Genomic DNA, 23,483 nt, shown 5'->3' with positions numbered 1-23,483 from the left:
CGGCGTGTGCCGGATGGGTCGGCAGCGGCAGTGTCGGCCGCGGCGGCAGTGGCGGTAGGGCCATGGCCGCGGCAGCGGGAGTGCGGCGGGTCGACGGCGCGGAGGGCCGCGGACGGCGCGGTGACGGTCCCGGGCGCGGGCCGTACGGGGCGGGCGCGGGGTTCTCCGCGCCCCTGGGGCCGTGCGGTCGGTCCGACCCCATAGGCTGGGGCGCGTTCACCGTCGTAGCGCACCCTGGAGACACGCACATGGCACCCGGCCTTCCTACCGCCATGGACCGACCGCACTTCATCGGCATCGGCGGGGCCGGGATGTCGGGCATCGCGAAAATCCTCGCGCAGCGCGGCGCGAAGGTCGCCGGCAGCGACGCCAAGGAGTCGGAGACCGCGGCGGCACTGCGGGCGCTCGGGGCGACCGTGCACATCGGGCACGCGGCCGAGCACCTGGCCGACGACGCGAGCTGCGTCGTCGTCTCCTCGGCGATCCGCGCGGACAACCCCGAACTCGCCCGCGCGGCCGAACTGGGCATCCCGGTGGTCCACCGCTCGGACGCGCTCGCCCGGCTGATGGACGGACTGCGTCCGATCGCCGTCGCCGGCACGCACGGCAAGACGACCACCACGTCCATGCTGGCGGTCTCGCTGAGCGAGCTCGGACTGCGGCCCTCCTACGCGATCGGCGGCGACCTGGACGCCCCCGGCTCCAACGCGCTGCACGGCGAGGGCGACATCTTCGTCGCCGAGGCGGATGAGTCGGACCGCAGCTTCCACAAGTACGCGCCCGAGGTCGCCATCGTCCTCAACGTCGAGCTCGACCACCACGCCAACTACGCCTCGATCGACGAGATCTACGAGTCCTTCGAGACCTTCGCCCGGAAGATCGTGCCCGGCGGCACCCTGGTGATCGCCACCGACCACGAGGGCGCGCGGGAACTGACCCGGCGTGTCGAGGGCGTGCGCACGGTGACCTACGGCGAGGCCGAGGACGCCGACGTGCGGGTGCTGTCCGTCGTCCCGCAGGGGCTGAAGAGCGAGGTGACCGTCCTGATCGACGGGCAGCAGCTCACCTTCACCGTCTCCGTTCCCGGCCGCCACTACGCCCACAACGCCGTGGCCGCGCTGGCGGCGGGCGTCGCGCTGGGAGTTCCGGCCGCCGAGCTCGCCCCCGCCCTGGCCGCCTACACGGGCGTCAAGCGCCGGCTGCAGCTCAAGGGCGAGGAGGCGGGCGTGCAGGTCGTCGACTCCTACGCCCACCACCCGACCGAGATGACGGCCGACCTGGAAGCGATGCGCGCGGCGGTCGGCGACGCCCGCATCCTCGTCCTCTTCCAGCCGCACCTGTTCTCCCGCACGCAGGAACTCGGCACGGAGATGGGGCAGGCGCTGGCCCTGGCGGACGCCTCTGTCGTCCTGGACATCTACCCGGCCCGCGAGGACCCGATCCCGGGCGTCACCAGCGGGCTGATCATCGACGCCGCGCGGGCCGCGGGCGCCGACGTGACGGCCGTCCACGACAAGGACGGGGCGCCCGCCGTGATCGCGGGAATGGCGAAGGCCGGTGATCTCGTTCTCACCATGGGCGCAGGCGACGTGACGGACCTGGGCCCGCGCATTCTGGACCGTCTTTCCCAGTGAGGGGCTGAGGCTCATGTCGTACGACGTCGAAAAGCCGGACGAGCAGTGGCGGGCGGAGCTGACGCCGGCCGAGTACGCCGTCCTGCGCCAGGCCGCGACCGAGCCCGCGTTCACCGGCGAGTACACCGACACCAAGACCCAGGGCGTCTACTCCTGCCGGGCCTGCGGCGCCGAACTGTTCACCTCGGACGCCAAGTTCGACTCCCACTGCGGCTGGCCGTCGTTCTTCGACCCGAAGGACAGCGACGCCGTGGAGCTGATCGAGGACCGCTCGCACGGGATGCTGCGCACCGAGGTGCGGTGCGCCCGCTGCGGCTCCCACCTCGGGCACGTGTTCGCGGGCGAGGGCTATCAGACCCCTACCGACCAGCGGTACTGCATCAACAGCGTCTCCCTGCGGCTGGCGGCGGAAGACTGACGGCAACTGTCGGTACCGCTGCGGCTGCCGCTGTCGGTACTGCCGCCCGTACCGCTGTCGCCGAGGGGCGGGCGCGAAAGGCGTGACGCCTGTCGGGTCGGCGCGCCTGGTGCGGGTGGGGGTGCGGGTGCCGGGTTCGGGTGCTGGGCGCTGGGTGTGGTGTGACGGTGGCCGGCACCGCTCCGGCGGGCTGCTGACGGCGCTTGCCCGCCACGCCGTGTGGCGTCGGTGAGGTTCACAGCCGTCCGCGCTGCACCATCGCCGACAGCACCAGCATCCCCGGCAAAAGGGGCGCCCAGACCGTCAGCACCCGGTAGCCGATGACGGTCGCCGTGGCGAGGGGCAGCGGGGTGCCGTATCCGGCCAGGGTGAGGACCAGCGCCGCGTCGATCGGACCGATGCCGCCCGGCGCGGGCACCACACCGGCCGCGGTGCTTGCCGCGAGGAACGCGAAGAGCAGTTGCGACCAGGACAGCGGCAGGCCCAGCGCGGTTCCCACGCAGGCCACCACACACGCCTGGAGCAGCGGAGCCGCGGCCGCTCCGCCCCACAGGGGCAGAAAGCGGGCGGGCCGGGTGTGCAGGCGCCGGGCGTCGGTGAGGGCCGTCCGGACGAAGTCCAGGGCGGGACGGCGCAGCGGCCGTACGACGGCGAACAGCGCCGCGACCGCCACCGGAGCCAGCACAAGGCAAGCGGCGGTCAGAAACAACGCCCGACCTTGTGGAAACAGGTCCGCCGCGGGCGGCACAGTGGTGGGGGCCGCGAGCACGAACACCAGCACCAGGGGGATCTTCACCACGGCCCTGACCAGTGAGTACAGGGCGATCGATGCGGTGGCGCGGTTCAGCGGGACGCCCTCGCGCCGCAGAAACCGCAAGGTAACCGCATGAGCGCCGATGCTCGCGGGCAGCAGGTGGTTGGCGGCGCCCGCGGCGATCTGTGAGGCCAGCAGCGCGCCCGGCGGCAGTCGGTCGGTGATCGCGCCCTGCCGGACGCAGGCTGCGGCGACCGCCCCCAGATAGGTGAACAGGAGCCCCGTCAGCAGCCACCACGGATCGGCGGCGGCCAGCCGGGCCATGCCGTTGCGGACGGCGTGCCAGTCGACCGCCGCCCACACCGCGAGGAACAGCAGCGGCAGTACGGCGAGGACGCGGCGGGTGGCGGCCGAGGCCGGAGGGCGGCGGCGCTCGTCCGAGGCCGGCGTGGCCGACGGCGGCGGGGACGCGGGGTCCTCGAGGGGCAACAGGGACACGGCGCACGTCGTCCTTCCTCGTCGTGACCGCGCCCGGCGGTGTGACGGATCGGGGGCGAGCTCGGGGAGGGGTACGGGAGTCGTTCCCCTCCGGTGTGGCGGTGCGGTGTCCGGAAGCCGACGGAGTGCGGGCCGAAGGGCGACCGCGGTGGGGTGGGGCTGGTGTGCGGGGCCGGTGGGTGGTGGGGCCGGCGTGCGAGCGGGGCTGGCATGTGGTGGGGCTGGGGTGCGAGCGGGGCTGAAGTGCAAGCGGGGCTTGGTGTGCGGTGAGGCGGAACCGGCGGGCCTGGTGTGCGGTGAGGCGGAACCGGCGGGCCTGGTGTGCGGTGAGGCGGAACCGGCGGGCCTGGTGAGCGGTGAGGTGAAACCGGCGGTGCGGCCGAAGGCGGGGCGGTGGCGCTGGTGTGCGGCGGGGCTTGTGCGTGGCCGAACCGGGGTGCGCGGGCTGCGGTGCCCAGTGCGAGGTGGGAACGGGGTGCCGTGTGGCCGGTGTGCGATGAAGTCGGTGTGCGGTGAGGCTGTGAGATTTCTGCCCGTGTCCCTCCCCGTTCATCCCGGCCGCCCGCTGAGGTTCACCCGGTCCGCAGCATGGGCTCCCTTCCGCTGTCTTCGGGGCCCCTTTCAGGTCCGGTCCGGTTGCGGGGGCGACTGGGGCCGGGCAGGGACCCGTACAGTCCGCGTGCCGCGCGATCGGACACGGCGGAGGGAGTGAGAGGGGGCGGAGAAGGGAGGCAGGGGCGGGAGGGGCGGAGAGCGTGGGAGTGGCGTGCCGTGGCGTGGGGCCGTGGTGGGTGTCGATGGTCAACCGGGGGCAGGTCGCGGTCGGGGCGCGCGAACTGGGACACGCCGGGGTCGCTTCGGGGGCTCAGCCCTCGGGGCTCCGGGCTCGGCGCTCCGGCCTCGGTGCTCCGGGCCTGGAGCACCTGCCTCAGGTCCAAGGCCCCGGACCTGCGACAGGTCACGGCAGGGACCCGGCCGGGCTCAGGCCGACTGGCGGACAGGCGGACGGGCGGACGGGCGGACTGGCGGACTGGCGGACAGGCGGACTGGCGGACAGGCGGACGGGCGGACAGGCGGACGGGCGGACGGGCGGACTGGCGGACTGGCGGACAGGCGGACAGGCGGAGAGGCGGGGAGGACAGCCGCGGTCATGGGCGGCCAAGGAGCGATGCGCCGGACAGGGGCCGGTCCGGTCACTTCGGCTGTCCCGCCACCCCGCTACCCGGCGTCTCCGGATTTCTTAGCTTGATCTGGGCCGACCCCAGGGGCAGCGTCATGGTGAAGACCGTGGCGGTCGGCGTGTCGTCCAGCTCCAGGGAGCCGCCGTGGGCGCGTACCAGGGAGCGGGCGACCGAGAGGCCGAGGCCGCTGCCGCCTCGGTTGCGGCTGCGGGCCTTGTCGACGCGGTAGAAACGGTCGAAGACGCTTTCGCGCTCGCCGGGCGGGATGCCGGGCCCCCGGTCGGTGACATGGACCCGCGCCGTCGCCTCCGAGACGGACACCTCCACCGAGACGGGAGTGCCGTCCGGGGTGTGCACGGCCGCGTTGGTGAGGAGGTTGTCCAGGACCTGGCGGATGCGATGCGGATCGATCCTCAGCCGTAGGGCCGCCGGGCCCGCAAGCATTGTCACCGGATGTCCGGGGTGACCCGCCCGGAACGCGTCAGCCGCCTGCTCGGCCAGTTCCACGAGGTCGGCGTACTCCATCCGCAGGGGCGTCTCCACCTCGGCGGCGTCGAGGCGGGCCAGCAGCAGGAGGTCGTCGAGAAGGACGCCCATCCGCGCCGCCTCGGCGCGCAGCCGGGCCAGGTGCTTGTCGCGCTCCTCGGGGGCGTTGGCGGCCGCGTACTGGAAAAGGTCCGCGTAACCGCGTACCGACATCAGCGGCGTGCGCAGTTCGTGCGAGGCGTCGGCGACGAAGCGGCGCAGCCGCTGCTCGGCCTCCGCCCGCACGGCGAGGGAGTCGTCGATGTGCTCCAGCATCGTGTTGAAGGCCGTCCGCAGCTCCTCGACCTCGGGCCCGCCGCCGGGGGCGTCCGCCCGCAGGTGCAGCCGCGACGCCGACTCGCTCAGGTCGTGCGAGGCGATCCCGTGCGCGGTGTGCGCCATGTCGCTGAGCGGTTTCAGACCGTTCTTCAGCATCCGGCGCCCGAACACCACCAGTGCCAGCAGGGCCAGACCGAACGCGACCACCTGCACGGTGATCAGCTGGCGTATGGTGCCGTCGATGTCCTCGGTCGGCGCGGCGCTGACCAGCACCACACCGGGCGACACCTCACAGGCGCGCAGAAGGTACGTGTCCCCGCCGATCCGCATCGTGCGGGTGACGTCGACGTCCGAGTCGGACATCCGCCGGGCGAGGGCGGTCAGCGCCGTGGGGTCGGCGGGCACGTCGGCCGGCTTGCGCAGTACGGCCGTCTCGGCGGACACGTCGTAGACGGCCGTGTACCAGCCGTAGTAGGGCTGGCGCTCCACGATTCCGTGCGCCTTGGCGTCCTTGGACTGCACCGCCTGAACCAGCTTGATCTGGTCGCGCAGCTGGTGGTCGAGATAATCCCGCATGTACATGGTCAACATGGCGCCGACCACCGCGAACACCACCAGTGACAGCGCGCCCAGGCCGAGCGCCAGCCGGGTGCCCAGCCGGAGCCTGCGGTAGGACCGGAGGAACCGGGCGATCACTCGGCCGCCTGTCGGAGCACGTATCCGAAACCGCGTACCGTCTGGATCAGCGGGTCGTCGCCCGTCGCGTCGAGCTTGCGGCGCAGCCGGCTGACGACCAGCTCGACGACGTTGGAACGGCCGCCGAAACCGTATTCCCACACATGGTCGAGGATCTGTGCCTTGGTGAGCACGGTGGGGGACTTGCGCATCAGGTAACGCAGCACCTCGTACTCGGTCGGCGTCAGGGTGAGAAGATTTCCGTCGCGCCGCACCTCGCGGGTGTCCTCGTCCATGGTGAGGTCCGCCACCTGCAGCACGGAACGCTGGAAACCGGGACCCGCGCTGCGCCGCAGCACGGTGCGCAGCCGGGCCATGAGCTCTTCCACCGCAAACGGTTTCACGAGATAGTCGTCCCCGCCTCGGGTCAGCCCCGCGACCCGGTCGGCGACCCCGTCGCGGGCCGTCAGAAACACGACGGGAACCATCGTGCCCGTGTTACGCAACCGGTCGAGCACGCCGAAACCGTCGATGTCGGGCAGCATCAGGTCGAGCACCACGATGTCCGGACGGAAGTCGGCGGCGCGGCGCAGCGCCTCCTCACCCGAGTTCGCGGTCACCGCGTTCCAGCCCTCGTAGCGGGCGACCGTCGCCACGAGATCGGCGATCGGCGGGTCGTCGTCCACGACGAGGAGTCGTACTTTTTCCACCCGCCCATAGTGCGCCACTCACCCCGCAGCGCCAGAGCCGCGTCGCGTGTGCGCGCACATCGATAAGATCTTGAAAGTTGTACGACAGGAGAATGACAGCAAAGCACGGAGAAGCTCTGTGTTCTGAGGACCCGATCTAGGAGTTTCCGTCCGTGACGACCGTCCAATCGCCCCCCTCGCCCCCCACGGCGATCCGTCCCAAAGTGGTGGCCCGCACCGGCCTGTACGCGGTGCTGGCCGCCAACGCGGCCGTCGTGACCCTGTTCGCAGTCCAGGCGGGATTCGCCTCCAACGCACTGGTCGTGATCGGCCGTTTCGCCGGTCTGTACGGTGCGTTGCTGATGGCGTTCCAGCTGTTGCTGGTGGCCCGGCTGCCCTGGCTCGACCGCCGGATCGGCATGGACCGGCTGACCAACTGGCACCGCTGGACCGGCTTCGGCCTGCTGTGGACGCTGGTCGGGCACATGGTGTTCATCGCCTTCGGCTACGCCGAGTCGTCCTCGATGAACCCGGTGAACCAGCTCGTCGACCTCGCCGAAACCGTCGAAGGCGTTTTCCGCGCCGTGGTCGCCATGGCGCTGATCCTCGTCGTCGGCGGTGTCTCCGCCCGCTGGGCGCGCCGTCGCCTGGCCTATGAGACCTGGCACTTCGTCCACCTGTACACCTACGTCGCCGTGGTGCTGGCCTTCACGCACCAGGTCGCGGTCGGTACCACCTTCACGGCGTCGTCCGCCGCCACCGCCTACTGGTATGGCGTGTGGGGCGTCGCCCTCGGCTCGGTGTTCCTGGGCCGCCTCGTGCTGCCGCTGTGGCGCAACTGGCGTCACCAGCTGCGCGTCGAGTCGGTCGTCCCCGAGGCCGACAACGTCGTTTCCGTGTACATCACCGGACGTGACCTGGACCGGATGCCCGCCCGGGCCGGCCAGTTCTTCCTCTGGCGGTTCATGACCAAGGACCGTTGGTGGCAGGCGAACCCCTTCTCCCTGTCGGCCGCGCCCGACGGCTCCCGCCTGCGGCTGACCGCGAAGGCCGCCGGTGACGGCTCCGCGGGCCTGCGCCACGTCAAGCCCGGCACCCGCGTCTTCGCCGAAGGCCCCTACGGCGCGTTCACGGCGATGCACCGCACCCGCCCGGAAGCGCTGCTCATCGCCGGCGGCGTCGGCGTCACCCCGATCCGCGCGCTCCTCGAGGAGATCCACGGGCATGCCGTCGTGATCTACCGCGTGGCCGGCGAACGCGACGCCGTCCTCTATGACGAACTGCACCAACTCGCCCTCGCCAAGGGGGCGGAGCTGCACCTGGTCACCGGGCCGCCGGTGCCCGACCGGCTTGCGCCGCGCGAACTGTCCGCCCTCGTGCCGGACATCGCGCAGCGGGACGTCTTCCTGTGCGGGCCGCCGCCGATGATGAACGCGGTCCTCGGCACCCTCCGCGAACTCGGCGTGCCGAGGCCGCAGATCCATTTCGAGCGCTTCAGCCTGGCGGGATGAGAGAGACTTCGTGAAGCGAGCCATACCTGTCCTGATCCTGTCCGTCGCCGGACTCATCCCGGTCTGGCGCTACGAGCCCTCCACCGGGACGTCGACCGCCACGTCCACCGTCGTCCCGTCACCCGCACCCACGTCGTCGTCGGCGTCCTCCTCGTCGGGGAAGCAGACGTTCACCGGAACGACGGTCACCACGGAGAAGGGCGACGTCCAGGTCCGGATCACCTACGACGGCAGTGAGATCACGACCGTCGAGATGCTGAAGCAGCCGAATCATCCGCAGACCACGGCGGCGGTGCCGAAGTTGATTGCGGAAACGCTTACGGCGCAGAGCGCGGACATCGACACCGTTTCCGGAGCGACCCTCACCAGTGACGGCTACAAGGAGTCGCTGCAGGCCGCGATCGACGCCAAGGGCGCCTGACGTGCACCGCGTCGAACACGTCATGGGGTTTCCCGTCTCGCTGCGGGTCGACGACGTCACCGACCCGTCCGTTCCCGAAGGCGCCGCGGACGCCGTCTTCGCTTGGCTGCGGGAGGTCGACGAGCGGTTCAGCCCCTACCGGGAGGGCAGCGAGGTGTCCCGGCTGGACAGGGGCGAGCTGTCCGCCGACCGGGTGAGCGACGACCTCGCCGAGGTGCTCGGCCTGTGCGAGGAGTACCGGATCGCCACCGGCGGCGCCTTCGACATCCGGCTGCCCGGTCGCGGCCTCGACCCCTGCGCCGTCGTCAAGGGTTGGTCGGTGCAGCGGGCGGCGGACCTGCTGGCCTCTGCCGGCCTGACCCGGTTCTGCCTCAACGCCGGCGGTGACGTCGTCGTCTCGGGCGGTCCCTGGCGGGTCGGTGTCCGGCACCCCTTCATCGCCGACAAGGTGTGCGCCGTCCTCGGCCTCACCGATGCGGCGGTCGCCACCTCCGCACGCTACGAGCGCGGGGACCACATTCTCGACGGGCGCACCGGCCTCCCGGCCGTCGGCCTCGACAGCGTCACCGTCGTCGCCCCGGACCTGACTCTGGCCGACACCGTCGCCACCGCCGCGTTCGCGCTCGGCCGCGAGGGCGTGGAGTGGGCGGCCTCGCAGGCGGACTGCGAGGTCTACGCCGTGGTCGCCGGAGGCGGCGTGCTGCGCACCCCGGGCTTCCCCACGGCCGGTGCGGGGTCGGCGGCGGCCTGACGTTTCGCACGTTCCTCACGTCCCGCAGTCCCGCAGTCCCGCAGTCCCGCACGTCCCTGCGACGTGTCGGCCGGACGTCGCTCTCCGTCCTCTCGACACGTCGGCCCGCACCGGGAGAGACGCCGAGAGGCACCGAGAAACGTGGAGTAACGCGGAGCGACGCCGAGTAACGCGGAGCAACGCGGAGTAAGGCGGAGTAGTAGAGGCGAAGCGGGTCACGCCGGTAACGCGGAGAAACCAGAAAGCGACCCCGGCCGACAGGCCGGGGTCGCTTGCCGTGGGTCGGGGGTTCAGCCGACGTCGGAGGCGTCCAGGCGGTAGAGGCCGCTGTAGTCGGAGACGGCCGTGCCGTTCGCCTTGACCCAGGTGGAGATCTCGGAGTTGGCGGAGCCCCTGCCGCTGTCGCTGATCACGATGTAGTGCAGCCTGCCCGTCTTCACGAGGCTCTTGAGCTTGGCGAGCGTCATCGCGTCGTCGCTGCCGGACCAGCCGCCCATCGAGATCACCGGCTCACCGGACTCCAGGATGATCGAGGAGGCCGTCTGGTCGGTGGCCACCGCTACCAGCCAGGTGGCGCCGTCCTGGTTCTTCTTCAGGTAGGTGATCATCGCGGAGGAGACCTGCGTGTCGCCGCCGGTGCCGCCGACCGGGCCCGTGCCGGACGCGTCCGACTCGGCGGTACCGGCCTCGGCCGCGCCCGAGGAGACGCCGCTCGATTCCGTGCTGCCGGACTCCGTCGTGCCGGACTCCGTCGTGCCGGACTCCGTGCTGCCGGACTCCGTCGTGCCGGACTCCGTGCTGCCGGACTCCGTCGTGCCGGACTCCGCGGTGCTCGATTCTGTGTTGCCGGACTCCGTGGAGTCGTCGCCGTTCGTAGGGCTGTTGCTGCCGCCGCTGTTGCCCGACGACGTCCCGCCGGTGGCCTGTCCGCCGCCTGAGGCGTTCGGCGCCTCACCGGAAGCGGCGCCCGGCGTCCCACCCGTGCCGCCGGGCCGCTGACCGCCGCCCATGCCGCCCCCGGTGTCGGGGCCGGCCGTAGGGTTCGTGCCGTTGGTGCCGGAGGCCGCCGCCGCCGCCGAGTAGGCGGCCGGACCGGCGAGCAGCGCCACGACCGCCGCGAGTGCCGCGACGCCCATCAGCCGCTGCCGCCTCGTGAACCGGGCAACAAGCAGACCGATCACCGACGCGGCCCCCGCCACGGCGACCACGGCCTCGGTAACCGCGTACTGCGTTCCTGAGCCGGAGACCCGCTGGAGCAGGACGACCGCCCAGCCGGTGCTCACCGCGATCGCGGTGGGAAGCACCCACGACCACTTCGCCGCAGCCCGCTCGCGGAAGGCGCGGTACGACATGACCCCGCCCGCGCCGGCCAGGGCCGCGACGCCGGGGGCCATGGCGGTCACGTAGTACGGGTGGAAGGTGCCCTCGGCGAGGGCGAACGTCAGGTAGTGCAGGACGAACCAGCCACCCCACAGCATCAGCGCGGCGCGCTTGGCGTCCGTACGGGGCGCCCGGCCGCGCAGGACGAGACCGGCCGCCAGCGCGATCGCCGCGAAGGGGATCAGCCAGGAGATCTGGCCGCCCATGATGTCGTTGAACATCCGGTACAGGCCCGCCTCGCCGCCGAAGCTCGCGCCGTTGCCCTGCGAGCCGACCGACGAGCTCGCCCCGAAGACACGGCCGAAACCGTTGTAGCCGATGACCAGGTCCCAGACGGTGTTGTCGGTCGAGCCGCCGATGTAGGGGCGCGAGGAGGCCGGGATCAGATCGACGACCACCATCCACCAGGCGCTGGAGACGATCAGAGCGACCGTACCGACCGCAAGGTTGCGGATGCGCTTGCCCAGCGAGGCGTCAGCGGCCCACAGGTACACCAGGAAGAACGCCGGCAGGACGACGTAGGCCTGCATCATCTTGGTGTTGAACGCGAAGCCGATGGCGACGCCGGACCACACCAGTGGCATCAGCCGGCCGGTGCGCACGGCCTTCAGCAGCGCGGCCGCGCCCAGCAGCATCAGGAAGACCAGTACGGGGTCGGGGTTGGTGTCCCGGGTGATGGCCACCGTGATGGGGGTGAGCGCCAGCACCAGCGCGGACAGCGTGGCCGCCACAGGGCCGAAGTCCCGCTTGACCAGCCGGTGCACGAGCGCGACGGAACCGGTTCCCATGGCGATCATCGGCACCGTCAACTGCCACGTGCCGTACCCGAAGGCGCGGGCGGACAGGCCCATCACCCACAGGGCGAAAGGCGGTTTGTCGACCGTGATGAAGCTGCCGGCGTCCAGGGCGCCGAAGAAGAACGCCTTCCAGCTCTTGGTACCGCTGTAGACGGCAGCGTTGTAGAAAGTGTTTCCGGTGATCGAGGTGAGGTTCCAGGCGTAGAGGGCCGTGGCCAGCACGAGGATCGCCCACAGGGCCGGGCGGGTCCAGGGCGGATCGTCGGGGGCACCGGTGAACAGCCGCTTGGCGCGCGAGGCGGGTCCGCCGTCGGAGTCCGGCTCCGCCCGGTGGCGGGGGCCCTCCTCGTGGACGGGGGCGGGCGGCGGGGCGAGGGTCGTCATGACGCGTGCTCCAGGTGGGTGGTCGCCCCGGCGGGCGGGACGGGGGCAGGGGCGGGCGTGCGCGCGGCCGGGACCTGCGGGGTGCTGCGGCGGGGTACGGCGACGCGGGTGCGGTCGGTGAGGGTGGAGCGGAGCATCCGCCGGATGCCCTTCAGGTCATCGAGTCGTCGAGGGCGATGCGGAGGATGTCGACGCGGCTCTCGGGTCGTCGCTCCGGTCGACCGGAACTTCGTGGACCCGCAGTCCGTTGCGCTGCGCCAGGACCAGAAGTTCGGTGTCGAAGAACCAGGCGGTGTCCTCGACATGCGGGGAGAGTGCGCGGAATCCGTCGGTGCGAACTGCCCTGGATCCGCACTGCGCGCCCGAGAAGCGCGCCCCCGGACCGGCCGGCCCTGAGCAGCAGGTCGTAGGAGCGGGGGACGAACTCCCGCTCGGCGCCCCGGACCACGGCGGCCGGCGCCCCGGATCACGATGGCCCGGCGGTGCGGCCGGCTGCCGATCGCGAGGTTGCCGCGGCCGGACAGCAGCTGAGACACCAGCGGGCCCACCGGCGGGGCCACCCTTGTGCATCGGCACCACGATCTCGACCGACCGCTGCCGGACGACTCCCGCGTTCGTTTCGTTCATGGCCCCGACGATGGGGGCGGCGTCTGGGGGATCTCTGAGCCGTTGCTGAGCGCGGGGTGAGAATCAGTGAACTCACAGGTCGCACACAGAGGAAGCGCTCTCACGTGCTTTCCCGGGCCGGGGACGCCGGGTCCAGGGTCTCGCCGTGCCCTCGAACAGGCTCGAAACACAAGAGGTCTAGACTCTCCCCGCAATGACCTGAACTCGTGTGGTCGAGTGCGGGCGGAAACGGCCAGACCCGAAGGGTATTCGGCGTTTTGATACGGATAGATTCAGTCACCAAGCGGTATCCGGACGGCACGGTGGCGGTCGACCGGCTCTCCCTCGACATACCGGACCGTGCGATCACCGTCCTCGTCGGCCCGTCCGGCTGCGGCAAGACGACCACCCTGCGAATGATCAACCGGATGGTCGAGCCCACCGAGGGCGCGATCCTCATCGACGGCGTCGACAGCCGTCAGCAGCCGGTCAACTCGCTTCGCCGGTCCATGGGTTACGTGATCCAGAACGCCGGGCTCTTCCAGCACCGCACGATCGTCGACAACATCGCCACCGTCCCGCGGCTGCTGGGCTGGAGCAAGGACAAGGCCCGCGCGCGGGCCAGGGAGCTGATGGAACGGGTGGGGCTCGACGCCTCGTTCGCCAAGCGCTACCCCTATCAGCTCTCAGGCGGCCAGCAGCAGCGCGTCGGCGTGGCGCGGGCGCTCGCCGCGGACCCTCCGGTGCTGCTGATGGACGAGCCGTTCTCTGCCGTCGACCCGGTCGTCCGCAAGGGTCTTCAGGACGAACTGCTGCGCATCCAGGAAGAGTTGGGCAAGACCATCGTCTTCGTCACCCATGACATCGACGAGGCCGTCAAGCTCGGCACCATGGTCGCCGTGCTGCGCACCGGCGGACGGCTCGCCCAGTTCGCGCCGCCGGCCGAGCTGCTGTCCGACCCCGCCGACGCGTTCGTCGAGGACTTCCTCGGCGCCGACCGGGGCATCCGCCGCCTGTCGTTCTTCTCCTCAGCCGAACTGGAGTTGCTCACCGCCCCGATCGTCGCGGTCGACTCCACCGCCGAGCAGATCACCGCCAAGGCCACGGCCGACGTCCCCTACCTCCTCGTCACCGGCCTGGACGGCCGCCCGCTCGGCTGGAGCGAGCCGGACGCGCTGACCGCGGGACAGATCGACGCAGGCCGGCTGCTGTCGTACGGGCGGCCGTTCGTCGCCGGACAGGACTCGCTGCGCGCCGCGCTCGACTGCGCCGTCCTGTCGCCCACCGGGTGGGCCGTCGCCGTGGACACGGAGGGCCGTGCCGCCGGAGTCGTCCCGCAGGCGGCGATCGCCGAGGCGATCCGCGGCGCCCACGCGGCGGGCCGGCAGGAGCGGCGGGAACGGCAGGAAGAACAGCCCGCCGTGGAAACCGTTTCGAAGGCCGTCCGGTGAACCGCTTCTTCGACATTCCCAGTGACCTGCAGCACGACTGGCTCGGACTGATCGGGCTGCACCTGCGCGAGGCCCTGCTGCCGGTGCTGGGCGGGCTGCTGCTCGCCCTCCCGCTGGCCCAGCTGTGCGTGCGGCTGCGCTGGCTGTACCCGCCGGTGCTGTGGGTGACGACCGTGCTGTACGCCATCCCGTCCCTGGCCTTCTTCGTCGTCCTCATCGACTACACGGGGCAGACCGAGCTGACGGTGATGATCCCGCTCACCGTCTACACCCTGGTGGTGCTCGTCCCGGCGATCGTGGACGGTGTGCGCTCGGTGCCGCAGGAGACCCTCGCCGCGGCGACCGCCATGGGCCTCGGACCCGTACGCCGTTATCTGCAGGTTCAGTTGCCGATCGCGGTGCCCGCGATCATCGCCGGCCTGCGGGTCGCGACGGTGTCCAGCATCAGCCTCGTCAGCGTCGGCATGCTGATCGGCAACCAGGGCGCCCTCGGCAACCTGCTGCACGACGCGCAGATCTACAACCGCCCGGAACTGGCCTGGAACTCGGTGATCACCACGGCCGTCCTCGCGGTTCTCGTGGACGCAGCGCTGGTCCTCGTACGGCTCCTGCTGACCCCGTGGATGCCGAGCGCCGCCGGCCGACGGCGGGCCGCGCAGACGGCGCCCGTCCTGGAGGGGGCAGCCCGGTGAACGTACTGAACTTCGTCAACGCCTTCTTCGGCGACGGCGCCCACTGGCACGGCTACGACGGCATCCCCACGCGGCTGCTGGAGCACCTCCAGTACTCACTCGAGGCGCTCTTTCTCGCCGCCCTCATCGGACTGCCGGTCGGGCTCGTCACCGGCCACTACGGCAAAGGCGGAAACACCCTCACGCTGATCGCCACCGCGGGCCGGGCCCTGCCCACCTTCGGTCTCCTCGTGCTCATCACCATCACCACCGGCTTCGGCATGATGCCGGTGATGATCCCGCTGGTCGTCCTCGCCGTGCCGCCGATCCTGGTCACCACCTACGAGGCGGTGCGCTCGGTAGACCCGTCCCCGGTGGACGCTGCGCGGGGCATCGGCATGGCCGGACCGCGCATCCTGCTCCAGGTGGAGCTGCCCGTCGCGCTGCCGCCCATCCTCGGCGGACTGCGCTCGGCGGCCATCCAGATCGTGTCCACCGCCACCATCGCCGCGTACGTGGGCCTCGGCGGACTCGGCCGCTTCATCGTGGACGGCCTCTACCAGCACGACTACGAGAAGGTCGTCGGCGGCGCCACCCTCGTCGCCGGTATGGCCCTTGCGACCCTGGGCGTCTTCTGGGCTGTCGGCCGCGCGACGGTCTCGCCGGGGGTGCGACGCGCCCACTAGGACCCGTCCGCGCCGCCGGTGCCACCGGTCCTCGGCAACCAGGATCGGTGGGTTCCAGGCGCGTTGCCGAAGTCGGCACAGGGTCGGAGTTTGTCACTGTCGGTCCGGTGCCGAACGCGGCTCGAGCGGGATCGACTTCCTCGAAGACCAGCGGACGTGAAAGCGGCCTTCGTCTGATCCTGCGCTCCCGTCACGGAGCGGATCGGCGCGAAGGCCGTGATCGTGAGCTTGGTGCATCAGGGCGTCCCGAGGGCGTCCTGCGGGATGCGTTCCGCGAGGAACCGCTTTCCTCAGCCTTCCGTGCGGGCCAGCGCCTGTTCCAGGACGACGAGCAGGGCGTCCCGGACCGAGCCGCGCTCACGGGCGTCGAAGACGAGCAGCGGCACGCCGTCCGACACGTCGAGGGCCCAGCGGACCTCGTCCAGCGTGTGCGCCACCTGACCGTCGAAAGCGTTTACGGCAACGGCGAACGGGATCCGTTTGTGCTCGAAGTAGTCGACGGCGGCGTAGCAGTCGTCGAGACGCCGGGTGTCGACGATGACGAGGCCGCCGACCGCGCCCTCCACGATGTCGTCCCACATGAACCCGAACCGCTCCTGCCCGGGCGTGCCGAACAGGTACAGCTTGAGCGTCGGGTCGATGGTGATGCAGCCGAAGTCCATCGCCACCGTGGTGGTGGTCTTGCGCGGGGTGTGGCTGAGGTCGTCCACGCCCGCCGCGACCTCGGTGATGGCCGCTTCGGTGGTCAGCGGCTCGATCTCGGAGATCGAGCCGACGGCGGTGGTCTTGCCCACGCCGAAGCCGCCCGCGATCACCAGTTTCACCGGCAGCGGAGGCCGAACGGCGGCCTGTCCGGCCGAGGTGCGGACCAGCGGTTCAGTCGGTGTCACGGAGTACCCCCCGGGAGTCGGGGATGGCCCGCAGGCCATCGATAACCCTGCGCAGTACGGATGCGTCGTGGGTGATGCCGGAGTCGGGCACGTGCACCGACAGCTGTCCCGCCGCCCGCAGGTCCTCGGCCAGGACCCGCACCACGTTCAGATGCAGCCGCAGCCGTGCCGCGATCTCCGCGATGGACTGCGGCACGCGGCAGGCAGCCACGATGTCGTGCTGTTCGAAGGAGAGCCGGTGCAGGGCGTCGAGCCCGTCCGTCGTGGCGACCAGCTGGGTCTCCACGGGCATCGTCCGGCCGGACGACGCCTCACCCGGGGCGCCCGCGACCCGTCCGGCGGTGACGAGGAAGGGCCGGACGGCGGGCGCGGGCCCGACGGAGGCGACGCCGTCCTCGCCGGCCCCGTGCGGGGTGCGGCCGTCCGCCATCGGTGTTCGCTTTCTCTGCGGTGGCGCGCGGTCAGCGCGTACGTGTGGCGCCGACGCTGTTCTTCAGCTCCAGGACGAGCTGTGGGTTGAGCGCGCTGCCGGCGCGGTTGGCGAACACCGTCATCTCGTAGGCGATGTTGCCCAGCTTTGCCTCCTTGTCGGTGACCACGCCGAGCACGGCGCCGCTGCCGATCGCGGAGACCAGCACATGACCGCCTTCGAGATCGATGATGACCTTGTTCAGGCCGCCCAGGCCGTAGTTGCCGGAGGCCCCCGCGGCCAGGCTGGTGATGCCCGACACGATCGCGGCCAGCCGCTCGGAGTCGGCGTGCTCGCGCAGTTCCGACACGGCGATCAGCAGTCCGTCGGAGGACACCGCGATGGCGTCCACGACCCCTGCGGTCTCGGTGGCGAAACGGTTGAGCAGCCAGGTGAAGTCGGCTGCGGCGGCCCGCAGATCGGTGGGCGTGGCGTCTCCGGCGGGAGTCTCACCTGTCGACGTGCTCACTGCTCGGCTCCTTCCGGAAGGTGGTTCTGGTGGTGCGTGCGGTCCAGGCCCGACGGGTCGGACGTCGCTGTCCGGTCGGTCCGGTCGGTCCGGTCGGTCCGGTCGGGGTCACCGTCGGGACGGTGGTCGCGACCGTGGTCGCTGCGGCCGTCGTGCCCGCGCTCGCCGCGGTGCGCGGCCGGGTCGGCGGGACGCGGGTGTTCGCCGGTGTCGCGGTGCGCGCGCGCCACGGCCGCCTCGAACTCCTCCAGCGCACTGCGCACGGCGTCCGCGTCGGCGGGCCGGGCGGCCTGCCTCGCCGTCTGCTGCGCGGCGGCGTCCACGCCCGTTCGCAGCGTGGCGCCGCGCACCCGGCGGCGCAGGGGCCGGGCGGCTTCGGCCTCGCCGGCCGGGCCGGCCGCGAGCGGTCCGGCGCCTCGCGGCCCACCGGGCGGCGGGGACGGCGTCGATGCCGACGGCGGTGTCACGGCGTCGTGCTCGGCGGGCGTCGGCTCCGGCGCATGGGCTGCCGGAGGGGCCTTGGCCGTGTCCACGGCCCGGCGTTCCGCCGAAGGGGTGTGTGCCCGCGGCTCCGCCTCGGCGCGGGCGCCCAGCGGGCGTTCGGCCGTGCGGGGCGCGGGGATGCCCGGCGCGCCGACGCGGGTGGGCGGCTCGGCCTCGGGGGTGCGGGAGCGTGCCGCGGGGGACGCGTCGGACGCGGCTCCTCCCGGCTCGTCCCCCGTGCCCGCGGTGGTGCCGGAGCCGGAGTGGGAGTGGGTCGTGCGGTCCCCGTCGACGACGCCGGTGCCGGGGGAGCCGTCCGACTCCGTCGCCGGGGCCGGGCCACGACGGGGGACCCGGCGGGGGAGCGCGGTCGGGTCGTCCTCGCGCGCCGCCCAGGACGGGACCGAGGCGGAGGGGGACGGACCCGCCGCGGGAGCCGACGGAGCGCTCTGCCTGGCGGAGGCGGGGCGCGTCGGCGAATCCGGGGCGCCGGACCCGACGGTCGGGCCGACCTCGCTCATCGTCACCAGCAGCGTCGACGGGATCACCACCTCCGCCGTCACACCCCCGCCCGGGGTGCGGGTGAGGGTGACGTCGACGTCCCAGCGGCGGGCGAGGGCGCCGACCACGAACAGGCCGAGCACCTTCGTCGGCACGAGGTCGAGGCGCTCGCGGCGCACGAGACGCGCGTTCTCCTCGGCGAGGCGCTCCGCGCTCATGCCCAGGCCGTGGTCGGAGACGGTGACGGACGCGCCGTCGTCGTCGGAGCCGACCACCACCTCGACGGGACTGTCCTCGGGCGAGAACGAGACGGCGTTCTCCAGGAGTTCGGCGATCATCAGCGTCAGGTCGCCGATGATGTCGGGCTCCACGACGGCCTCGGTCGCGACGCGCAGCCGGACTCGCTGGAAGCCCTCGATCTGGCCGAGCGCTGCGCGTACGACGGTGGTGAGCGCGGTCGGGCCGCCGTCCAGGACGGTCTCGCGGATGCCGGCGAGCAGCATCAGGCTGTCGGCGTTGCGGCGCAGCCGGACGGCGATGTGGTCGATGGAGTAGAGGCGTTCGAGCAGCGCGGGGTCGGTCTCACCGCGCTCCACCGCGTCGATCAGGGCGAGTTGACGGGTGGTCAGGTTGCTGACGCGGCGGCCGACGTTGCCGAACATCTCGGCGACGTTGCGCCGGCTCAGCACCTGGCGCTCCAGCAGCGCGGCCGCGGTGGTCTGGACGTTGTTGAAGGCCTCGGCGAGTTCACCGATCTCGTCGTCGGCGGTGACCGGCAGTTCGCGCAGCCGGGGGGATCCGGACTCCTCGGCGTCGTCGTCGGCGACACGGGCCAGTTCGCGGCCCGCGACGTCGGCGACCTCCTGAGCGGCTCCGGTCAGCGCCAGCACCGGACGGACCACGGAGCGGCGGACCAGGACGGAGAGGGTGATCCACAGGGCGAAGCAGAGCAGCGCCAGGCTCAGCAGCAGGACCGCGCGCCACTGGGCACTGGAGGCCGCGTCGTCGGCGCGGTCGGCGATCTGGCCGATGAGCGACGCCGTGATCGCGAGCCGGGACCCGGCCTGCGCGCTGTAGTCGGGGTAGCGGGCGATGGCCGCCCGCAGCGCCTCCCGGATGTCGGCCTTCGACTCGGCCTGCAACGCGCTGGGGTCCACCGCCAGGTCGGCGTAGTGCCGGCTGATCGAGGCCTGCGAGGTGTTGTGCTCGATGCGGCCGAACTCGTCGGACTGCGCGGGGCTCGCGAACCGCTCGAACCGCGCGGCCTGGTAAGTGAACAGCTCGTAGGAGCCGACCGCGCCGGTGAACTCGATGAGCGCGTTGCTGTCGCCGGTCCCCGCCGAGAACACGCCGGTCTCGTAGGCGCCGTGGGCGGCGTCCGCGCGCAGCAGCGCGTCGAGGAGGCTGCCGGTGAAGGTCGAGGCGAGCGCGGAGTTGTGCTCCAGGCCGAGGCCCTCGATGAGGCCGTCGGCGGCGCCCGAGTACGCGGGGTCGATGTTGTCGGCGGGCAGATAGCTCTGCTCGATGGTCTGCCGCAGCCCGGCCAGTCCCTGGACCTGCCTCAGGGCCTGGGCCTCGGTGTCCGGCAGCCGGTCGCCGAAGGCGTCGACCACCTTCTGCACCTGCTCGTCGACGGCGGCCTGGGTCTGCCGGTAGCTCTCGGCGGAGGGGGCGTCGACGCCGGAGGCCGCCTCGAACCGCACGGAGAGCAGGATCGCCTGCTGGTGCTCGGCCTGCAGCCGGGCGACGAGCTGCGCGACCTGCGTGCTGTCGCGGACCAGTCGGGCGGCGCTCTCGGCGCGTTCGGACTCCTGCACCAGGTCGACGATGAGGTACGTCAGGAGCAGGGCGATCACCGCCAGCGGGATGCCGACGAGCACGTTCAGCTTGCGCTGGAAGGGCCATCGGTCGGCGAAAGCCCGCAGACCCCGGGGCGCGGACGGCGATGCCGAGGACGCCGAGCCGGCGGGCGCGTCCACCTCTTTCGTGGACACCGGGCCTCCTTCAAGAGGGTGTTGCATGCACGCAACGGGGGCATGTGCGCTGTTTCGTCTACTTTGTGCGCGCATATGTCCGTATGGCTATGACACGTGAGCGGCCCCCGTATGCCGCTGTGGCTGACGCCGACTGCTGTGGCGAACGTCAACTACGGCGACACTATCGCTAATTCGAACGGTCGAGAGCGTCGCCCCGCGTCAAGAATCCATCACGAAGAGAGAACCCCCGAGGTGCGCGGGGCGTCTCCCGGTCCACCTGCCGTCGATCACGGATCGACGCCGATCGGTAACACGGCTGCTCTTGACCGATCGAGAAGCGGATGGATTGGATCAGGACACAAGTGTTTGAGTTCTCATCAACCCCCCAGCTCGGAACGGGAACCGTGACTTCCAACGCTCACAGCAGCAGGTCCTTGAGGAACCACCCCGGCGCGGCGGCCGTCGCCCTGGCCGCGATGACGGTCCTGCTGGCGGGATGTGGTTCGCAGAGCGGTGACACCGACGACCCGCTCGCCGGCGACAAGGCGGCCGGCGACACGGTGGTCGTCGGCTCCAACAACTTCCCCGAGAGCATCCTGCTCGCCGACATCTACGGCGAGGCCCTGAAGGCCAAGGGCGTCAAGGTGTCCTACAAGCCCAACATCGGCAGCCGCGAGACCACGTACGGGCTGCTCAAGAACGGCTCCATCACCGTCCTGCCGGAGTACAACGGCTCCCTGCTGGCCTACCTGGACAAGGACGCCGCGCAGGCCTCGCTCGCGACCGTGAACGCCACGGTGAAGACGAAGCTCGACTCCAAGCTGACGCTGCTGGAGTCGTCGCCCGCCGAGGACAAGGACTCCGTCACGATCAACGCGGAGACCGCGAAGAAGTACAGCCTCACCTCGGCGTCCACGCTCGCCGACCTCAAGGACGCCGCCCCCGACCTGGTTCTCGGCGGTTCGCCCGAGTTCCAGACCAGGCAGCAGGGCATGGTCGGTCTGGAGTCGGTGTACGGGCTGAAGTTCAAGAACTTCAAGGCGCTCGACGCGGGCGGGACGCTGACCCGGGCGGCGTTGAAGAAGAACACCGTGCAGGCCGCGGACATCTTCACCACGGACCCCACCATCACAAAGGAGAAGTTCGTCGTCCTCCAGGACCCGAAGAACCTCTTCGGTTTCGCGAACGTGACGCCCCTCGTCTACAAGAGCGGCCTGTCGCAGGAGGGCGTCGACGCGCTCAACGCCGTCTCCGCCAAGCTGGACACGAAGGCGCTGCTGGACCTGGACTCCCAGGTGCAGCTGGAGAGCAAGGACCCGCTGGACGTCGCCAAGGCGTGGCTGAAGTCCGCGGGCCTGGACTGAGCCCGGCCCGACCCGTTCGAACCTACGCACTGAACCGTTGGACACGCCGGCAGACGGAACGGCCCGGGTCCCCCCGCACCGCGAGGGCACCCGGGTCGTCCTGAACGGAAACGCCCTCACGGTCGGCGAGCTGATCGCGCTCGCCGACGGTGAGGGCGTGCCCTGGGTGGCCCCCGAGGCCCGTGAGCGGGTTGTCCGCTCCTGGCGCACGGCCCGGCGGCTCGCCGCCGCCGGGCGGCTGTACGGCCGCGGCACCGGCGTGGGCGCGCAGCGCTCCATGGCGGTCGACGAGGGCGACGAGGTCGCGCACGGGCTGCGCCTGCTGCGCAGCCACGCAGGTGGTGCGGGCGACCTGCTGCCCGTCCGTCAGATCCGGGCGATGCTCGCGATCCGCGCCAACCAGCTCCTCGCCGGCGGCTCCGGCATCCAGCCGGCCTTCGTCGACGCCCTCACCGAGGCCCTGCGGCTTCGCGTGCACCCGATCGTCAACGAGTACGGGGGCGTCGGCACCGGCGACCTGACGGCGCTGGCCCAGACGGGACTCACCCTCCTCGCGGAACGGCCCTGGGCCGGCGAGGGGTTGGAAGGCACGACCGATGCGCCTGCGCTGCCCGAGACGACTGCGGTGCCTGCGATGCCTGTGGCGCCTGTGGTGCTTGCGGTGTCGGAGGCGCCTGCCGCGCTCGCGGAGTCTGCCGTCCCCGTTGCGGCGATCGCCGCGGGCGAGGCGGACGGGGACGCGGCTTCGGACGGCGGCAGCGGCACAGGGGCGACCGACGAACCGGTCGGCCCTGTGCCTGTCGTCGTGGACGCCTCCACCGGTATCGGCGCGCCCTCGGGCATCGGCGCGCCCTCGGGTACTGGCGCGCTCTCAGGTACTGGCGCGCTCTCGGGCACTGGCGCACCCGCCCCTACCGACGTCCCCGCCGAGCCCGGCGCAAGGCCCGTCGACGGCGCTCGACTCGCCTTCGTCCACTCCCCGTCGTCCGCCCCGCCGTCAGAGCCGGTGACCCGGCCCGGGCGCGCTCCCGTCGCCTTCGCGCCGGGCCACCCGCGCGCGCCGCTCCCCGGCCGCGTCCCGGTTCCCGTCGTTCTGCAGGCCGGGGACGCTCTCGCGCTGCTCAGCAGCAATGCCCTGGCGTTGGCGCAGGCGGCGCTGGCGCAGGGGGAGGCCGGGATGCTGTTGCGGGCCACGCACGCCGTGGCCGCGCTCTCGCTCGTCGCGGTGTCCGGGTCGCCGGAGGCGTACGCGGCGCCGGTGCACGCACTGCGGCCCTATCCCGGCGCCGCCCACGCGGCGGGTGAGGTGAGGCGGCTCCTCGGACTGCCCGGCCGGCCGCCGCCCCGCCCGGGCGGCCGGGTCCAGGACCCCTTCGGGTTCCGTGCCTTCCCCCAGGTGCACGGCTGCGCCCTGGACGCCTGCGAACGGCTGCGCGAGATCGTGGAGGTGGAGATCAACTGCCCGTCGGAGAATCCCCTCATGGACCCCGAGGGCGCGGCGGCCTACCACCACGGCGGGTTCTTCGCCGCCCCGCTGGGCCTCGCCCTGGACGCGGCCGGACTCGCACTGCTGCAGACCGCACAGCTCTCCGCCGCCCGCCTGGCGGCGCTCGGCGACCCCGGGCTGACCGGACTGCCCCCCTTTCTCGGGGGCGGGCCGGCGAGCAGTTCGGGCGCGATGATCCTCGAGTACACCGCCAACTCGGCGCTCGCGGAGCTGCGTTCCTGCGCGACGCCCGCGTCGGCGGGGCACGCGGTCCTGTCGCGGGGCCTGGAGGAGGCCGCCAGCTTCGCCGGTCAGGCCGCCCGCCAGGCCTTGCGCGCGGCGAACGCCTACCGCGTCGTCCTCGCCTGCGAACTCGTCGCCGCGGTGCGGGCGTTGAGGATGCTGCCCGGGTCGCCGCCGGTCGCCGCGTTCGCCGTGGCGGCGGCCGCCCTGCCCGCAGGCACGGACGACCGCCCCCTGACCGACGACGTCACGGCGGCCACCGAACTGCTGCCGCTCCTCGCGCGGTTGTGA

At 71.9% G+C, this 23,483-nt stretch carries 19 protein-coding genes; 10 read left to right on the top strand and 9 right to left on the bottom strand.

The features are described from left to right. The first annotated feature begins 248 nt into the window (after positions 1–248). Positions 249–1,634 carry a UDP-N-acetylmuramate--L-alanine ligase gene (gene murC / locus ACN6LD_RS16815; RefSeq protein WP_445043577.1) on the top strand — a complete coding sequence of 462 codons (1,386 nt, stop codon included), beginning with the start codon at positions 249–251 and terminating at the stop codon, positions 1,632–1,634. A gap of 13 nt (positions 1,635–1,647) precedes the next feature. Further along, the gene (gene msrB / locus ACN6LD_RS16810) at positions 1,648–2,052 is read left to right on the top strand and encodes a peptide-methionine (R)-S-oxide reductase MsrB (protein WP_319195708.1); all 405 of its coding nucleotides are present in this window, start codon (positions 1,648–1,650) and stop codon (positions 2,050–2,052) included. 235 nt (positions 2,053–2,287) lie between these two features. On the opposite strand, the gene ACN6LD_RS16805 is transcribed toward msrB, so the two are convergent. The 3 genes from ACN6LD_RS16805 to ACN6LD_RS16795 form a co-directional block, all read right to left on the bottom strand. After that, entirely contained in the window at positions 2,288–3,304 is a 1,017-nt protein-coding gene (locus tag ACN6LD_RS16805; RefSeq protein WP_445043576.1) for a lysylphosphatidylglycerol synthase transmembrane domain-containing protein, read from the bottom strand. A gap of 1,193 nt (positions 3,305–4,497) precedes the next feature. Next, positions 4,498–5,985, bottom strand: coding sequence for a sensor histidine kinase (locus tag ACN6LD_RS16800; protein ID WP_445043575.1), 1,488 nt, complete (start codon positions 5,983–5,985; stop codon positions 4,498–4,500). Continuing rightward, complete coding sequence (locus ACN6LD_RS16795) at positions 5,982–6,674, bottom strand: response regulator transcription factor (protein ID WP_319197117.1); 693 nt, start codon at positions 6,672–6,674, stop codon at positions 5,982–5,984. The genes ACN6LD_RS16800 and ACN6LD_RS16795 overlap by 4 nt, the downstream gene beginning before the upstream one ends. A 152-nt stretch (positions 6,675–6,826) precedes the next feature. Between ACN6LD_RS16795 and ACN6LD_RS16790 the strand changes: the two genes are divergently transcribed. Genes ACN6LD_RS16790 through ACN6LD_RS16780 form a run of 3 tightly spaced genes read left to right on the top strand, consistent with a single transcriptional unit; the run spans position 6,827 to position 9,336 of the window. Further along, positions 6,827–8,164, top strand: a complete 1,338-nt coding sequence (locus ACN6LD_RS16790; protein WP_266726046.1) for a ferredoxin reductase family protein — start codon at positions 6,827–6,829, stop codon at positions 8,162–8,164. Positions 8,165–8,174: 10 nt separating this feature from the next. Continuing rightward, the gene (locus tag ACN6LD_RS16785) at positions 8,175–8,585 is read left to right on the top strand and encodes an FMN-binding protein (protein WP_445043574.1); all 411 of its coding nucleotides are present in this window, start codon (positions 8,175–8,177) and stop codon (positions 8,583–8,585) included. Position 8,586: 1 nt separating this feature from the next. Continuing rightward, positions 8,587–9,336 (top strand): FAD:protein FMN transferase, encoded by a 750-nt coding sequence (locus tag ACN6LD_RS16780; protein WP_445043573.1) that lies wholly within the window; start codon positions 8,587–8,589, stop codon positions 9,334–9,336. A gap of 290 nt (positions 9,337–9,626) precedes the next feature. Here ACN6LD_RS16780 and ACN6LD_RS16775 read toward each other — a convergent pair whose 3' ends face one another. After that, complete coding sequence (locus ACN6LD_RS16775) at positions 9,627–11,897, bottom strand: mannosyltransferase YkcB-related protein (RefSeq protein ID WP_445043572.1); 2,271 nt, start codon at positions 11,895–11,897, stop codon at positions 9,627–9,629. Then, positions 11,894–12,034: a hypothetical protein gene (locus tag ACN6LD_RS16770; RefSeq protein ID WP_445043571.1), complete on the bottom strand. Its 141-nt coding sequence runs from the start codon at positions 12,032–12,034 to the stop codon at positions 11,894–11,896. The genes ACN6LD_RS16775 and ACN6LD_RS16770 overlap by 4 nt, the downstream gene beginning before the upstream one ends. Before the next feature lie 747 nt (positions 12,035–12,781). Here ACN6LD_RS16770 and ACN6LD_RS16765 point away from each other — a divergent pair. The 3 genes from ACN6LD_RS16765 to ACN6LD_RS16755 are packed head-to-tail and all read left to right on the top strand — an operon-like array spanning position 12,782 to position 15,311. Next, entirely contained in the window at positions 12,782–13,954 is a 1,173-nt protein-coding gene (locus tag ACN6LD_RS16765) for an ABC transporter ATP-binding protein (RefSeq protein WP_445043570.1), read from the top strand. Then, positions 13,951–14,646 carry an ABC transporter permease gene (locus ACN6LD_RS16760; RefSeq protein ID WP_445043569.1) on the top strand — a complete coding sequence of 232 codons (696 nt, stop codon included), beginning with the start codon at positions 13,951–13,953 and terminating at the stop codon, positions 14,644–14,646. Before ACN6LD_RS16765 ends, ACN6LD_RS16760 begins: the two co-directional genes overlap by 4 nt. Next, positions 14,643–15,311, top strand: coding sequence for an ABC transporter permease (locus ACN6LD_RS16755; RefSeq protein WP_445043568.1), 669 nt, complete (start codon positions 14,643–14,645; stop codon positions 15,309–15,311). The genes ACN6LD_RS16760 and ACN6LD_RS16755 overlap by 4 nt, the downstream gene beginning before the upstream one ends. 290 nt (positions 15,312–15,601) lie before the next feature. Here the strand turns inward: ACN6LD_RS16755 and ACN6LD_RS16750 are convergent, their stop codons facing one another. The 4 genes from ACN6LD_RS16750 to ACN6LD_RS16735 are packed head-to-tail and all read right to left on the bottom strand — an operon-like array spanning position 15,602 to position 20,117. Next, entirely contained in the window at positions 15,602–16,201 is a 600-nt protein-coding gene (locus ACN6LD_RS16750) for a GTP-binding protein (protein WP_306948553.1), read from the bottom strand. Beyond that, positions 16,188–16,631: a DUF742 domain-containing protein gene (locus tag ACN6LD_RS16745; protein WP_319192116.1), complete on the bottom strand. Its 444-nt coding sequence runs from the start codon at positions 16,629–16,631 to the stop codon at positions 16,188–16,190. The genes ACN6LD_RS16750 and ACN6LD_RS16745 overlap by 14 nt, the downstream gene beginning before the upstream one ends. Before the next feature lie 31 nt (positions 16,632–16,662). Then, a complete protein-coding gene (locus tag ACN6LD_RS16740) occupies positions 16,663–17,139 on the bottom strand; it encodes a roadblock/LC7 domain-containing protein (RefSeq protein ID WP_057575808.1) in 477 nt (158 codons plus the stop codon). Continuing rightward, a complete protein-coding gene (locus ACN6LD_RS16735) occupies positions 17,136–20,117 on the bottom strand; it encodes an ATP-binding protein (RefSeq protein WP_445043567.1) in 2,982 nt (993 codons plus the stop codon). The genes ACN6LD_RS16740 and ACN6LD_RS16735 overlap by 4 nt, the downstream gene beginning before the upstream one ends. A gap of 386 nt (positions 20,118–20,503) precedes the next feature. On the opposite strand from ACN6LD_RS16735, the gene ACN6LD_RS16730 reads away from it, so the two are divergent. Both ACN6LD_RS16730 and ACN6LD_RS16725 read left to right on the top strand, forming a co-directional pair. Further along, complete coding sequence (locus ACN6LD_RS16730; RefSeq protein ID WP_319192118.1) at positions 20,504–21,463, top strand: ABC transporter substrate-binding protein; 960 nt, start codon at positions 20,504–20,506, stop codon at positions 21,461–21,463. 37 nt (positions 21,464–21,500) lie between these two features. Then, positions 21,501–23,483, top strand: coding sequence for an aromatic amino acid lyase (locus tag ACN6LD_RS16725; RefSeq protein WP_445043566.1), 1,983 nt, complete (start codon positions 21,501–21,503; stop codon positions 23,481–23,483).

Source organism: Streptomyces sp. SAS_272 (assembly GCF_052543235.1).
The sequence above is the reverse complement of the archived record's forward strand: the minus strand, read 5'-3'. Positions and strand labels throughout refer to the sequence as shown.